Here is a 13,477-nt window from a genome sequence, read left to right as displayed (position 1 = left end):
ACTGGCAATTGGGCATAAAAATGAGGGGCTTCGGCCGAACCGAAACCCCTCCTTCACGATTTATCAGAGTGGACCTTGGAGCGAGATGATCTCTAGACCGCGATCTTGCCACCGCCCTGTTTGGTGATGGCGACGACCGACGGCCGCACCGGCATATCGGGCTTGAAGTCGGGCCAGCGGGTTGACAGGTCCTCATAGTAAGAGGGGCGGCCAAAAGGCTCCCAGTCTTCGCCGCCATCGGCCGGATGCTGGACCGCGACGAAAGCGGTCTGGTCGTCGGGTGTGAATATCGGGCCACACAGTTCAGCACCGATCGGTACGCGGAAGAACAGCTTTGACGTCGCCCGCGCCTCGCCTTCGGTGTCGACGGCCCACAGGCCGTCGGTGCGCCCGGTCGCCTTCGGACCCTGGCCATCGGTCGAGACCCAGAGCCGGCCGGCCGAATCGACGAAGCAATTGTCCGGCATGCCGAACCAGCCATTGGCGGTCGTCGCGGTCGAGAAGGTGGCACCGACTTCGGCCACCGAGGGATCGCCACATTTCAACAGGATTTCCCACTTGCCCTTGGTGGCAGTGAAATCGCCACCGTCCTCGACGATCTCGATGATGTGGCCGAAGGCGTTTTCGGCGCGCGGGTTGGCGGCGTCGACTTGGTCGGCCTTGCGTTTCGAATTGTTGGTCAGCATGACATAGACCTTGCCGGTCGTCGGGTTGGGCTGAATGTCCTCAGGACGGTCCATCTTGGTGGCACCGAGAAGATCGGCCGCAAGCCTTGTCCCGATCAGCACGTCGGCCTGGCTGGCAAAGCCGTTTTCGGCGGTCAACGGGCCCTGACCGTGAACCAGCGGCAGCCATTCAAGCGTACCGTCCTCGGCGAATTTGGCAACATAGAGCGTGCCGTCGTCGAGAAGATCCATGTTGGCGGCGCGGTCCTCGGCGTTGAACTTGCCGGCTGTGACGAATTTGTAGACATAGTCGAAACGCTCGTCGTCACCTTGGTAGAACACCACACGGCCATCCTTGGCGACAGCCGACTCGGCGCCTTCATGCTTGAGGCGGCCAAGCGCGGTGCGCTTTTTCGGGACGGAATTGGGCTCAGTCGGATCAATCTCGATCATCCAGCCGAAGCGGTTCGGCTCGTTCGGCTCCTTGGAGACGTCAAAGCGCTCGTAGAAATTCGCCCATTCATAGGTGCCTTCAGGAATGCCGTACCGCTTGTAACTTGCCGCTTCAGGATGATCGGCGGGAAGCTCGCCAGCGAAATAGCCGTGGAAGTTCTCCTCGCCAGACATAACCGTCCCCCAAGGCGTGAGTCCACCAGCACAGTTGTTGACGGTGCCCAGCACCTTCGTGCCGGTCGGATCGGCGTTGGTCTTGAGCCGGTCATGGCCGGCAGCCGGGCCGGTCAAAGCCATCTCGGTCGTGGAGGTGATCCGGCGATTCTGCTTGCCGTCGCGCACGACCTGCCACTTTCCGTCGACCTTGCGGATTTCGACGACGGTCATGCCATGAGCCGCCATTTCGATGTCGACGCGCTTCTTGTCGGCGGGCGAAACCTCGATCTTGCCCTCACTGATCTTGACGATGCCGGGGAACATCAGATGCGGGTTGGTGTATTCGTGATTGGTGACGAACAAGCCGTGCTCGGCCGAGCCGTCGATCGGGATGTAGCCGACATAGTCGTTGTTGTAGCCGAATTGTTTGGCCTGAGCCTCCGCCGACTGGTTGACCGGATCGAATTCCGGCGAATCGGCAAACAGCGGATCGCCCCAGCGCAGCAGCACGTCGGCGTCATAGCCGGCGGCGACATGATGCTTGTCGTCGACGCCTGCCTCGACCTCGTCGAAGGTGAAGGCCGAGCCGGCGGCGGCGCGGGCATCGTCGGCGAGCATCAGCGCCAGCGGGCTGACGGTGACGGCGATGGCGGTTGCCGCGAGCGATCCCTGCAGGAAACCACGGCGCGAGAAACGCGCGGCGATGATCTCGCCTATCGTCTGGTTGTCGGTGGGATTGGTTCCTGGCCCATCGTTTTCCTCGAGCAGGCTGGTGCGGAACTGGGCGTCGGGGGCGCGATGTTCAGTCGAGCGATGTTCGTTCATGTGGACTTGCCTCTGGCTTCTTTGGGATGGCTGGAGCGTCTTGCTTGACTGACCGCTATCGCCAGCAGATCACAGTTTGATGACGTTGCCAGCCAATTTCCAGTCCCGATTCCGTGTCGATGATCGGCCCCGCTTGACCGCAACCGACGCTTCGGAAACAAGATCTGCGGCAGGCACGGAAGCACCGCTTCGAGAGGGATAAAAAAGTGAGTTTTTGGGGACTGGGGCAGCTCGGTATTTCGACGGTGATCTTCCTTCTGGCGGCGACGGCCGCCAAGCAATGGGGACTGGCGCCGAGCATCGGCAAGATCATTCTGACCTTGGCGCTCTATTCGCTGGGCAATCTGATTATGCTGAGGCTGATCCGTGAATTCGGCATGTCGGTGTCGTTCAGCCTGTCGGCGGTGATCCAGTTGGTGTCGGTGAACGTGGTGGCACTGGTTTTCTTTGGCGAGCGCGTCAATGCGTTGCAGGCGACCGGGATCGTGCTCGCCGTCGCAGCGGTGGCGCTGATCACGCTCGGACCCTATCTGCAAAAATTGTAATTGCGAGGGCCGATGAAGAACACCACAACCAAGTTGCTCAGCTGGATCGAATTCCCGGTGTTGCTGGCCGGACTGGTCATTGCCGGCGGACTATGGGGGTTCGAGGAACTGATGGAGGTGGCGCGAGACACCACGCCGCACGCCTTCGACACGGAAATCCTGCTTGCCTTTCGTGAAGCGGGCCAACCCGACGATCCGATCGGCCCGCCATGGCTGGAAGGGGCGATGCGCGACATTACCAGCCTCGGCAGCGCCAGTGTCCTCGTGTTGATCACTGCTGCGGTGATCGTCTATCTGCTGCTGATCCACAGGCCGGGACCAGCATTTCTCGTTTTCGTAGCGGTGGCGGGCGGGCAGGCCTTGTCGAGCACGCTGAAGCTCGGAATCGACCGGCCTCGCCCCGAGCTCGTCTCGCATCTCGCCGACGTGGCGACGCTTTCGTTTCCGAGTGGCCATGCGATGCTGTCGGCGGTGACATATTTGACGTTGGGCAGCATGGCGTCGCGCTTCCTGCCTGGGCGAACGACGAAGATCTACGTGCTGTCGCTGGCAGTGCTGACGACGGTGCTGGTCGGCATCAGCCGCGTCTATCTCGGCGTTCATTGGCCGTCCGACGTGCTGGCCGGCTGGTGCGCCGGCTTCGCCTGGGCCATGCTGTGCTGGCTGGCCGCATGGGCGTTACAGCGATGGCGCGGGCAGACCGACACCTGAGCGACGCTGCGGCTAACACTCCTCGAAATTGATGACGGCCGAGGGCCTGCTGTCCCAGTTGGCGCGCAGGCTCGGCAGGACCTTGGTGTGCACGTCTGACATATACATTATGATGCTTGAAACATCACAATGATGGTATTATACATAGGAATGTAGACTTAGACGGGGGTTTTTAGCCGATGATCACTGCCGCGCAGATGCGCGCCGCAAGGGCGCTGGCCGGCATCGATCAGAAGACGCTTGCCGAGCGCGCCGGGGTTTCGCTTCCAACCATCCAGCGCATGGAAGCGAGCGACGGCGTGGTCAGGGCCGTGGTCGACACGCTGATGAAGGTCATCCAGGCCCTCGATGAGGCCGGCGTGGAACTGATCGGCGAGAATCAGGCCAGCGAGCGCGGCGGCAGGGGCGTGCGCCTCAAGCCGGTCGTGCCGAAGAGCCCGCCGGGCTGAGTCGGTAAAAGTCGCGACGGCGACCGCCGACAGTCCTGCCGACGATCTCGCCGCCTTGGTTTTTATGCATGTCGTTGCCCAGTTTGAGCGACCTGCATCAGGAGCGAAAGGCAGTCCATGGATCGGCGGGCAATTCATCAACCGGCCCAAAGTCCGGCAAAGCCGACTTTTTCCGAACTGTTCACGCCGAAGCTGGTGACAGTGCTGCGCGAGGGCTACACAGCAGAGCACTTCAAGGCCGATGCCATTGCCGGGCTGACCGTGGCCATCGTGGCGCTGCCGCTGTCGATGGCGATCGCGGTCGCATCCGGCGTGACGCCGGAGCGCGGACTCTACACGTCCATCATCGGCGGCTTCCTCGTCTCGGCGCTCGGCGGCAGCCGCTTCCAGATAGGCGGGCCGGCTGGCGCCTTCATCGTGCTGGTAGCGGCAACGGTGGCGCGGGTCGGTGTCGACGGGTTGCTGCTGGCGACAATGATGGCCGGCATCTTCCTGCTCGCCATCGGCTATCTCAGGCTTGGCACCTACATCAAGTTCATTCCCTATCCGGTGACCGTTGGCTTCACCGCCGGCATCGCCATCACCATATTCTCCGGCCAGATCGTCGAGCTGTTCGGGCTGAAGCTCGCCGGCAAAGAGCCCGGACCGCTGGTGCCGAAGCTGATGGCGCTCAGTGAGGCGGCCGGCACGGTCAATCTCGCTGCCACCTCCGTGGCCGTACTGACCATCGTCGCCATTGCCCTGATGAAGCGATGGCGACCGAAATGGCCCGCCATGCTGATCGCCATCGGTCTGGCATCGCTTGCCGTGGCGCTGTTTTCCCTGCCTGCCGAAACCATCGGCACGCGCTTCGGTGGCATCCCGCGCAGCCTGCAAATGCCGGCCTTTCCGCCGATCAGCTTCGACAAGGTAATCGACGTCCTGCCGGACGCCATAGCCTTTGCGCTGCTCGGCGCGATCGAATCGCTGCTGTCGGCGGTTGTCGCCGATGGCATGACAGGAAGGCGGCACCGCTCCAATTGCGAACTCGTTGCGCAGGGCTTTGCCAACATCGCGTCGGCCCTGTTCGGCGGCATCTGCACCACCGGCACCATCGCTCGAACGGCGACCAACGTGCGGGCCGGCGCGCATGGACCGGTTTCGGGCATGATCCACTCGGTCCTCCTGCTTGCGCTGATGCTGGTGGCAGCGCCGCTGGCCAGCTACATCCCGCTTGCAGCCCTTGCCGGCGTGCTGGCGGTGGTGTGCTGGAACATGTTCGAGAAGCAAGCCTTCGCCACGTTACTGCGCGCTTCGCGCGGCGACGCGCTGGTGCTGATGGCGACCTTCCTGATCGTCGTCTTCCGCGACCTCACCGAAGGCATCGTCGTCGGTTTCGCTCTGGGCTCGATCCTGTTCATCGACCGCATGGCCAAGAGCATTGCGGTTGAGCCGGACCAGAGATTGGTGCCGGACGACGTCGCCGACAGAACCGGTGCCGCGAACGCCTATGATTCCAGTGAAGCCAGCGATACCGACACCGTCGTCTACCGTATTTCGGGCGCCTTCTTCTTCGGCGCCGCCTCGACCGTCGCCACGGTGCTGGACCGCATCGCCGACCAGCGCAAGAACTTCATCCTCGACTGCTCCGCAGTGCCGTTCTTCGATTCTACGGCAGCCAACGTCATCGAGGGCGCGGCCCACAAGGCGAGGGGCGCCGGCGTGCGCTTCATCATATCAGGCGCTTCGCCGCAGACACGTCGCATGCTGATCAACCACGGCGTCAAGCGGCCGCTGGTGACATACGCCGCCTCGATCAGGGATGCGCGGGCGCAACTGGCAGGGAAGCGGAAGACGGAGTAGCGACCAGGATTTTGCCGGTCAGTGGGTCATCTGTCAGTGCAAGAATGTCCGCCCGTTGCTTCAGTTTCCACCATGATCTTTTGTCTGGACATTTTTGCTCTTTGCAGCCGCGCTTCAAAAATGGAACCACATTCATGGTAGAGTTCGCGCACTGATTTGCCAGTAGAGCGCGGGTTTGCCGAATGCGTGACACGTCCCCGTGAAATCGAAGTGATCCTATGCCGACCGCGCCAACACTTGAACTTCGCCGCTATTCGCGCCTGAAAAATTTGCGGGAGCGCGCAGAACGCCAGGGTGCTGCATTGCAGTTCTGGGCGCGTACGGCATCGCTCGCCGTGATCTCCTGCTTCTTTTCATCGATCAGCCGCTGGGATGCCTCGCTGCTCTTCGTGCTGGCGGGCCTTGTGCTGTTCCAGCTCGTCGGCCTGATCCAGTTTCTCTTTGCGCGCCGTCGAAACGCGCCATGGTGGATCGGTTACCTCGTGGGTACGCTGGACATCATTCTGTTGACCGTTCTGCTGGTAACGCCCAACCCGTTTTCCCTGGAGGTCGCGCCGGCCGCCATGCAACTGCGCGAGGGCAGCTTCAAATTCCTGCTGATCTTCGTATGCCTTGGCGCGCTGACTCTTTCGACACGATTGGCGCTCTATCTCGGCGCGCTCGCGGCCTTGACGTGGGCGATCGGGGTGGGGTGGGTGATTTTTCATGCGGGAACCGTCATTCCGGCGACGAACCTCTATTCGCTGCCGATGACAGAGCGACTGAACCTCTATCTCAATCCCAATTTCGTCGATACATTCGCGCAGGCGACCAACGTGTTGGTTGTGCTGATTATCGGCGCGATCATGGCGCTGGTCGTCTCTCGTTCCCGACATCTGTCGGAAGACTATGTCAAGGCAGAGCGCGCCCGCGCCAATCTTGCCCGGCATTTTTCGCCCAATGTCGTCGACCAGCTCGCCACGGATGACGAGCCCTTCGGCCCGGTCCGCCGGCAGGATATCGCGGTGCTGTTTGCCGACATCGTCGGCTTCACACATTATTCCGAGGATCATCCGGCCGAAGCAGTGTTCGAACTTCTGCGTCAGTTCCACCGTCGCATGGAGCAGGTCGTTTTCGACCACCATGGCACAGTCGATAACTATATCGGCGATTGCATCATGGCGACATTCGGGGTTCCGCAAGCCAGCCATGACGACGCGACTCGGGCCATCCAATGCGCTGAAGCGATGATCGCCGCTCTCAAAGACTGGAATGTGCAGCGGGTGTCCAGGGGATACCCGCCGCTGGACGTTCGGATCGGTGCACAATACGGCGCAGTCGTCATCGGCGCGGTCGGCAGCGAGCGCAATCTGTCCTTCGCGGTGGTGGGCGACACCGTCAACGTCGCCAGCCGTTTGCAAGCGCTCTGCCGTGAGCTTCAGGCGAATATTTGCTTTGGGTCACGACTGATTGAGGCCGCGCAGGCGGAATCGCCCACGACACGGTTGAATGCGCGCGATCATGGACCGGTGAGCATCCGCGGCCGGGACGAACCGGTCCATGTTTGGGTCGAACACAGAGCCGAAAACCAGGGCGCTGTTGCGGTCTCGGCGTGATATAGGCCGCCAGTGAAACGCCTGCACTTCGGCCGGATAGCGGCCGCGCCATAGGGGTATGTCCTGACCCAGGCCGAAAGCCATCACGTGCCTGAGGTGATTGCTCCAGCCTTCGCTGCTGCGGCGTCTGTGCCTGCCTTGTCCTCCCAGGCCACCGTCCGGTAGTCGAAACCATATTCCAGCGTCGGTTTGACGATGCGGAAGAAGGGCGACAGGTCGAAGTCGCGCGGCGTGTAGAGCGAGTGGTGGCGGATGTGCAGGATTTCCTTACGCGAATAGTTCGACTGCGCCGAGGCACGGCCGGGCGCCCGGGTGATCTCGGGCAGGATCGGATAGCGGATCTGGCCATAGGCCTCGGCGATCAGCGAGGAGCAGATGGCCCGGGTCGGGTCGCCGGAACCGAAAGCCAGCATGCGGCGGCGCCAGCGCACCGGTACCGGCGGTGTCGGGAAGAAGTAACGCAGCATGTCGAAGATATTCTTGAGGTCGTATCTGAGGCCGAGCTTGCCGATCATGAAGGTAACGACCTTGTCTCGATCTTCCGGCACCAGGCCGCTCGCCCGGCAGATGCGCGTATTGTAGGTCCGGTAGCGCGACAGCGGCACGGCGATGCAGCCATCGCCAAGTGTGACCTCGATCAGGCGGCGACGCTCCGATCCGTCCTCCGGTTCGGGCAAGGCATCGCCGATATAGAAGGCCGCATGCGACCACGTCGACTGGGTCAGGTATTTGATCGCTGCCGAGATCTTCTGATTGCCCTCGATGAGCAGGATGTCGCCGGGCTCGAGCGTTCGGCGCAGCGTCTCGGCATCGGACGGCGTGTAAGGCTCGTAGCCCGACGATTCCTCCTGCAACCGGCCGGCAAGCCAGCGGCCAAGTCGGTCCAGAAGCGTGTCCCCGGTCTCGATCATGCCAGACGGCGATTACCACAGGCCGGCGGCCTAGACCATGATCCCGAACTGAAGGGCTGTGTCAGCCGGCGGCTCCGGGCGCGCTGGCGTCTTCGCGCGGCGCGGCCGCCAGATCGTCGCGCGCCTTGCGTGCGAGTTTCCTTGTCGAGCGCCTGGGGCTATCGCCGAACAGATCGGCTGCCGCAGCGAGGCAGGTCTTTTTCAGGCTCTTCTCCGAGCGCTTCAACAGTTTGCCCAGGAGCCGGGTCTCTTGAGGAGAGCCGAGCGGCCGGTCGTCGGCATCGAGAAGTTCGCGCAGGACGAACAAATCATGCAGCTCGCCCAGTCTTTCACCCAATTCGTCGACTGCTTTACGCCGGGCCTTGATCGGCGTCGGCCACAGCCTTCCGAGCAGCGACAGATGCATACCGTGGGTCTTTGCCGCCTTGCGCAGATCATGGAAATCGTCGGCCTCACCGCGGGAGCCCGCCTTGTCCAGCGCCTTTCTGGCGCGACGCAGCGTGGTGCGGGCGCCTTCGGCAAGCACATCGGCGGCCTGTTCAGGCCGGTCGGGCAAGGCCAGCATATCGATCCGGTTGATTCCCTCCTCGCAAGCGGCAATCGCGGCAGCTACCGCAGCGTCGAGGCCGACACCGCCATGCAATTCGTTCTGGCGCGCGACGAGCGTCTCGCGCACGGCATCGAGGCCGCCGCCGGCGCTCTGCTCGGGAAAGCTTGCCGCCAGCCGGTCGATGGTTTCAACCAGCGCGGTCGCCTCGCGCGGACCGGCAAGCAGGGCCGCCACCTGTCGGTAGCACTGGTTCTCGGTCACGCAAAATGTTTCGTCTCCGGAACGGACCAGGCGTAGCAAGGCGCGTGCGTTCTTCAGCCGCTTGCGGCATTTGTGCAGCGCCTGCTCCGGCCGGTCATGCGCCGCGTCCAAATGGATGAGCGCCTTGCCGATCTCCTCGGCGAGAATGCGCCTGACCTCATCGGTCAGCGGCAGGCGCGGGTCGATGCGATAGCTCATGCGGCGATCTCCGGAATCCCCCCGAGGGCGAGCGACGCGTTATAGAACCTCTGCTCGCCAGTGACTTCGCGGCCGAGCCAGTCTGGCAGCATTTCGTCCGGTACGTCCTCCGGCGTCTCGAGCTCGGCGACTACAAGACCACTATGTATCCCGCCGAAGACATCGACTTCGTAGAGATGGCCGCGATGCCTAACATGGTGGCGTGTCTTCTCGATGACATGTCCGATGGCGAAGGCCAGCATCTCCTCCGCCTCCGCCAGAGGGATCAGATATTCGAATTCGTCGCGTTCGCGGGCCTTGCTGCCGAATTTGAGCGTCAGCTTTGCCGAGGCGCCGTCGCTGATGCGCACGCGCACCGAGCGGTTGGGTGCGGCGGCGAGGTAGAACTGGCGAATGCGGATATCCGCCTCGGCCAGGTCCCGCCACTCATTGCCGGAGACCAGGAACTTGCGCTCGATTTCCTTGACCATGGCTTCGCACTAAAGCGCGTGCGGTAGGAGAAGGCAAGGTCGAGGTAGTCAAAGGTTGACTTTAATCATTCGATTGATTAAATCGCTGATCATGAGCAAATCAACGGACTCCAAAATTCCGCGACGCGAGGCATCTCCCGCCGACATGACGCGTGCGGCACTTGTCCGCGCAGCGCTGAAGCTGTTCGGACGCCAGGGTTTCGACGGCACGTCGACACGCGAGATCGCGGCGGAGGCCAAGGCAAATATCGGCTCGATCGCCTATCATTTCGGCGGCAAGGAAGGGCTTCGCAACGCTGCGGCCGACTACATCGTCGACACCATCCAGACCATTGCCGGCCAGGCGATCGGCAATCTGCAAGCGCCCGCGGCGGCAATGACCGATCCCGAAGCGGCGCGGGCGCATCTATTCACCGCGCTGGAGCGGATGGTGGCTTTCATCGCGGCAAGGCCGGAAGCGGGCGAGATCGTGCAGTTCGTCCTGCGTGAGCTGTCCCATCCAACCGCCGCGCTCGACCGTATCTATGACGGCGTGTTCGAACCCGCGCATCGCCGGCTCTGCCTGATCTGGGAACAGGCCACGGGCGAGCCGGCCGAGAGCGAGGCTACCCGTCTCACCGTGTTCACACTGATCGGCCAGGTCGTCTATTTCCGCATCGGCCGCGAGGCGGTGATGCGCCGCATGGGCTGGCGCGCGATCGGCGACGCCGAGGCCACCAAGATTGCGGCGGTGGTGACGGATAACCTTGGGGCCATATTGGCCGCCCGGAAGGATCGTAGGTCATGAGTTTCCTCTGTTCTCTGCCGCTCGCCGCCCTGCTTTTCAGCGCCTGCGCACCGGCGGCACCGCTCGCCGTCGGCTATGTCGAGGGCGACTATGTGCTGCTCGCGCCGATCGAGGTGGCGCAGGTCGAGACGATTTCGGTCAAGCGCGGCGACCGCGTCGCGCCGGGCACGCCGGTGGTGACGCTTGAGAGCGCCGACGCGAAAATCGCCGTCGCGCAAGCCGAGGCGGCGCTTGCCCAGGCCCAGGCGCAACTTGCCGACTTGCAGGTCGGTAAGCGACCGGAAGAGATTGAGGTGCTCAAGGCGCAGGTCGACATGGCCAGGGCACAGGCCGCCGACGCCAAACGCAGATACACCCGCGCCAGCGATCTGTTCAAACGCGGCACCGGCACGCAGGCCGATTTCGACACCGCCTCGGCCACCCTGGAGACAGCCAACGCGCAGGTCGGCCAGGCGGAAGCCAATCTCGCTGTCGGCGGCCTACCGGCGCGGCCGGAGACGATCAAGGCCGCCGACAATCAGGTCAGGCAGGCGCAATCGGCGCTGGAGCAAGCGCGATGGCGGCTGTCGAAACGCGTGCTGGCGGCGCCGTCGCCGGGGCGCGTCAACGATGTGATCCGCAATCCGGGCGACACGGCCGGCCCGACCGCGCCTGTCATTTCGATGCTGCCGGATGGCGCGGTGAAGCTCAGCGTCTATGTGCCGGAAAGCGCGTTCTCGTCGGTGAAAGTCGGTACGCTGCTTAATGTTCATTGCGATGGCTGCGGGCCAGACGTGAAGGCTCGCGTCAGATACGTGTCGCCGGATCCGGAATTCACGCCACCAGTGATCTACTCACTCGAGACCCGGCAGAAGCTGGTCTACCTGGTCGAGGCGCGGCCCGAGGGCGACGCCAGCGCGCTGCAGCCGGGGCAGATCGTCGACGTTGATCTGGCGGATATCGGCAAATGAACGTCATCGACGTCCATGGCCTGGTCAAGCGCTTCGGCGACAAGACCGTCGTCGACCATGTAACGATGACGGTGGCAGAAGGAGAGATCGTCGGCTTCCTCGGCCCGAACGGCTCGGGCAAGACAACAACGATCCGCATCATGTGCGGCCTGCTGACGCCGGATGAGGGCGACGGCACGGTGCTCGGTTTCGACATCCGGACCGACAGTCTGAGTATCAAGCGCGAAGTCGGCTACATGACGCAGAAATTCTCGTTCTACGAGGATCTGACCATCGCCGAAAATCTCGAATTCGTAGCGCGGCTCTACCAGTTGAAGCCGCTCGACGAGCATGTGGCTAGGACGCTTGCAGAACTCGGCCTGACCTCGCGCAAAGACCAGCTGGCCGGCACTCTGTCCGGTGGCTGGAAACAGCGGCTGGCACTGGCCGCCTGCATCATGCACAAGCCCAGATTGCTGCTGCTCGACGAGCCGACGGCGGGCGTCGACCCGAAGGCGCGGCGCGAATTCTGGGACGAGATCCATCGGCTGGCGAGTGGCGGGCTGACCGTACTGGTGTCCACCCATTACATGGACGAGGCCGAGCGCTGCCACCGCATCAGCTACATCTCCTACGGCAAGATGCTGGCGTCAGGCACGGTCGAAGAGGTGGTCAGGAATGCTGGGCTGACGACCTTCGTCGTGCATGGCCCGCGGCTTGATCAGGTTGCTGCCGCACTCGGCGGCCGCTCCGGCGTCGACCAGGTGGCGCCGTTCGGCGCGACGCTGCATGTCGTTGGTTCCGACAAGAACGCGCTTCAGGCAGCCCTCGCCGACGTCGAGAAAGAGCACAAGGGCGTAACGGTGACGCCGGGCGAGACCAGCCTGGAGGATGTCTTCATCCAGTTCATGTCCGGCTCGAAGGACAATATGGGATGAAAAATGGGATAAACAGCGTCTTCTCCTTCGCCAGGCTCGGCGCGCTGCTGATCAAGGAATTCATCCAGATGCGGCGCGACCGCATCACCTTCGCCATGATGCTGGGCGTGCCGCTGATGCAGCTGGTGCTGTTCGGCTATGCCATCAACAGCGATCCGAAGAGCCTGCCGGCGGCCTTGGTTACGATGAGCAGCGATCCCTACACGAGGGCCATGGTTTCGGCGCTGCAGACCACCGGCTACTACCGCTTCGACCATGTCGCGCAAAGTGCCGCCGAGGCGGAATTCCTGATGGCGCGTGGCGACGTCGCCTTCGTCGTCACCATCCCCGCCGATTTTGCCCGGAAGGTCGAGCGCGGCGACAGTCCGCAGATCCTGATCGAAGCGGACGCGACGGACCCGGCCGTCGCCAGCGGCGCCATCTCGACGCTCGGCACGGTCGCCAACCAGGCGCTGCTTCGGGCGCGCGGCATGCAGGAGACGGCAGCCGAGAACGCCAAGGGCCAGCTCGAAGTGGTGGTGCACCGGCGTTACAATCCGGAAGGCATCTCGCAATACAACATCGTGCCCGGCCTGCTCGGCGTCATCCTGCAGATGACGATGGTGATGATGACCTCGATCGCGCTGACGCGCGAGACCGAGCGCGGCACGATGGAGAACCTTCTGGCGATGCCGTCGAGCCCGCTCGAGATCATGCTGGGCAAGGTGCTGCCCTATCTGGTGGTTGGTGCCGTCCAAGTGGTGGTGGTGCTGGCGGCGGCCAAGCTTTTGTTTGGCGTTCCGTTCACCGGATCGATGTCGCTGCTGCTGACGGCGGTCCTGATCTTCGTGCTGGCGTTAGTGCTGCTCGGCTATACGATTTCGACGATCGCCCGCACGCAGATGCAGGCGCTGCAGCTTACCTTCTTCTTCTTCCTGCCGTCGATCCTGTTGTCCGGCTTCATGTTTCCCTATCGCGGCATGCCGGGCTGGGCCCAGATCTTCGGCGAGGTCCTGCCGTTGACGCATTTCCTGCGCATCATCCGCGCGGTGATGCTGAAAGGCGCCGACCTGCCGGCGATCGCAACAGAGATCGGCTGGCTGGTGGTGTTCGTGGCGCTGTTTGCCGGCGTGGCGCTGGTACGGTTCCGCCGGACGCTGGACTAACTCACGCAAAATGGCCGAGATGGGTGGAGTGAGGGGCTCCAACGCGA

Annotated in this window: 13 protein-coding genes; 9 read left to right on the top strand and 4 right to left on the bottom strand. The window is 63.0% G+C overall.

Annotated features, from left to right (window positions below):
• Positions 1–92: 92 nt before the first annotated feature.
• Complete coding sequence (locus NKH73_RS02580; RefSeq protein ID WP_352927592.1) at positions 93–2,099, bottom strand: PhoX family protein; 2,007 nt, start codon at positions 2,097–2,099, stop codon at positions 93–95.
• A 206-nt stretch (positions 2,100–2,305) separates the two neighbouring features.
• Here NKH73_RS02580 and NKH73_RS02575 point away from each other — a divergent pair, with 206 nt between their 5' ends.
• The 5 genes from NKH73_RS02575 to NKH73_RS02555 all read left to right on the top strand — a co-directional run bounded on the left by NKH73_RS02575 (position 2,306) and on the right by NKH73_RS02555 (position 7,241).
• Complete coding sequence (locus NKH73_RS02575; protein ID WP_352927589.1) at positions 2,306–2,644, top strand: hypothetical protein; 339 nt, start codon at positions 2,306–2,308, stop codon at positions 2,642–2,644.
• 12 nt (positions 2,645–2,656) lie between these two features.
• Positions 2,657–3,355, top strand: a complete 699-nt coding sequence (locus NKH73_RS02570; protein ID WP_352927586.1) for a phosphatase PAP2 family protein — start codon at positions 2,657–2,659, stop codon at positions 3,353–3,355.
• A gap of 179 nt (positions 3,356–3,534) precedes the next feature.
• Positions 3,535–3,804 carry a helix-turn-helix domain-containing protein gene (locus NKH73_RS02565; protein ID WP_352927583.1) on the top strand — a complete coding sequence of 90 codons (270 nt, stop codon included), beginning with the start codon at positions 3,535–3,537 and terminating at the stop codon, positions 3,802–3,804.
• A 117-nt stretch (positions 3,805–3,921) separates the two neighbouring features.
• On the top strand, positions 3,922–5,646 hold the full coding sequence (locus tag NKH73_RS02560) for a SulP family inorganic anion transporter (protein ID WP_352927579.1): 1,725 nt from the start codon (positions 3,922–3,924) through the stop codon (positions 5,644–5,646).
• A 218-nt stretch (positions 5,647–5,864) separates the two neighbouring features.
• On the top strand, positions 5,865–7,241 hold the full coding sequence (locus NKH73_RS02555) for an adenylate/guanylate cyclase domain-containing protein (RefSeq protein WP_352927576.1): 1,377 nt from the start codon (positions 5,865–5,867) through the stop codon (positions 7,239–7,241).
• Between the two features lie 83 nt (positions 7,242–7,324).
• On the opposite strand, the gene NKH73_RS02550 is transcribed toward NKH73_RS02555, so the two are convergent.
• The 3 genes from NKH73_RS02550 to NKH73_RS02540 all read right to left on the bottom strand — a co-directional run bounded on the left by NKH73_RS02550 (position 7,325) and on the right by NKH73_RS02540 (position 9,631).
• Positions 7,325–8,152, bottom strand: a complete 828-nt coding sequence (locus NKH73_RS02550) for a C40 family peptidase (protein ID WP_352927573.1) — start codon at positions 8,150–8,152, stop codon at positions 7,325–7,327.
• Between the two features lie 61 nt (positions 8,153–8,213).
• On the bottom strand, positions 8,214–9,161 hold the full coding sequence (locus tag NKH73_RS02545; RefSeq protein WP_352927570.1) for a CHAD domain-containing protein: 948 nt from the start codon (positions 9,159–9,161) through the stop codon (positions 8,214–8,216).
• Positions 9,158–9,631, bottom strand: a complete 474-nt coding sequence (locus NKH73_RS02540; RefSeq protein ID WP_352927567.1) for a CYTH domain-containing protein — start codon at positions 9,629–9,631, stop codon at positions 9,158–9,160. Before NKH73_RS02540 ends, NKH73_RS02545 begins: the two co-directional genes overlap by 4 nt.
• A 91-nt stretch (positions 9,632–9,722) precedes the next feature.
• Here NKH73_RS02540 and NKH73_RS02535 point away from each other — a divergent pair, with 91 nt between their 5' ends.
• From NKH73_RS02535 to NKH73_RS02520, 4 genes are read left to right on the top strand one after another with little or no spacing between them, the layout of a single operon-like run.
• Positions 9,723–10,418, top strand: coding sequence for a CerR family C-terminal domain-containing protein (locus tag NKH73_RS02535; protein ID WP_352927564.1), 696 nt, complete (start codon positions 9,723–9,725; stop codon positions 10,416–10,418).
• A complete protein-coding gene (locus tag NKH73_RS02530; protein ID WP_352927560.1) occupies positions 10,415–11,368 on the top strand; it encodes an HlyD family secretion protein in 954 nt (317 codons plus the stop codon). Before NKH73_RS02535 ends, NKH73_RS02530 begins: the two co-directional genes overlap by 4 nt.
• A complete protein-coding gene (locus tag NKH73_RS02525; RefSeq protein ID WP_352927558.1) occupies positions 11,365–12,285 on the top strand; it encodes an ABC transporter ATP-binding protein in 921 nt (306 codons plus the stop codon). The genes NKH73_RS02530 and NKH73_RS02525 overlap by 4 nt, the downstream gene beginning before the upstream one ends.
• Before the next feature lie 8 nt (positions 12,286–12,293).
• Positions 12,294–13,430: an ABC transporter permease gene (locus NKH73_RS02520; protein WP_352927679.1), complete on the top strand. Its 1,137-nt coding sequence runs from the start codon at positions 12,294–12,296 to the stop codon at positions 13,428–13,430.
• The last annotated feature ends 47 nt before the right edge of the window (positions 13,431–13,477 follow it).

The sequence above is a fragment of the Mesorhizobium sp. M0938 genome, from assembly GCF_040319125.1.
Lineage (GTDB): Bacteria > Pseudomonadota > Alphaproteobacteria > Rhizobiales > Rhizobiaceae > Mesorhizobium > Mesorhizobium robiniae.
Note: the sequence above shows the minus strand (reverse complement) of the source record. Positions and strands in the feature narration are given on the sequence as shown.

Coding starts and splice junctions, on each gene's coding strand:
- NKH73_RS02580 (WP_352927592.1), bottom strand. CDS start 2,099: ATGAACGAACATCGCTCGACTGAACATCGCGCCCCCGACGCCCAGTTC.
- NKH73_RS02570 (WP_352927586.1), top strand. CDS start 2,657: ATGAAGAACACCACAACCAAGTTGCTCAGCTGGATCGAATTCCCGGTG.
- NKH73_RS02565 (WP_352927583.1), top strand. CDS start 3,535: ATGATCACTGCCGCGCAGATGCGCGCCGCAAGGGCGCTGGCCGGCATC.
- NKH73_RS02560 (WP_352927579.1), top strand. CDS start 3,922: ATGGATCGGCGGGCAATTCATCAACCGGCCCAAAGTCCGGCAAAGCCG.
- NKH73_RS02555 (WP_352927576.1), top strand. CDS start 5,865: ATGCCGACCGCGCCAACACTTGAACTTCGCCGCTATTCGCGCCTGAAA.
- NKH73_RS02550 (WP_352927573.1), bottom strand. CDS start 8,152: ATGATCGAGACCGGGGACACGCTTCTGGACCGACTTGGCCGCTGGCTT.
- NKH73_RS02545 (WP_352927570.1), bottom strand. CDS start 9,161: ATGAGCTATCGCATCGACCCGCGCCTGCCGCTGACCGATGAGGTCAGG.
- NKH73_RS02540 (WP_352927567.1), bottom strand. CDS start 9,631: ATGGTCAAGGAAATCGAGCGCAAGTTCCTGGTCTCCGGCAATGAGTGG.
- NKH73_RS02535 (WP_352927564.1), top strand. CDS start 9,723: ATGAGCAAATCAACGGACTCCAAAATTCCGCGACGCGAGGCATCTCCC.
- NKH73_RS02530 (WP_352927560.1), top strand. CDS start 10,415: ATGAGTTTCCTCTGTTCTCTGCCGCTCGCCGCCCTGCTTTTCAGCGCC.
- NKH73_RS02525 (WP_352927558.1), top strand. CDS start 11,365: ATGAACGTCATCGACGTCCATGGCCTGGTCAAGCGCTTCGGCGACAAG.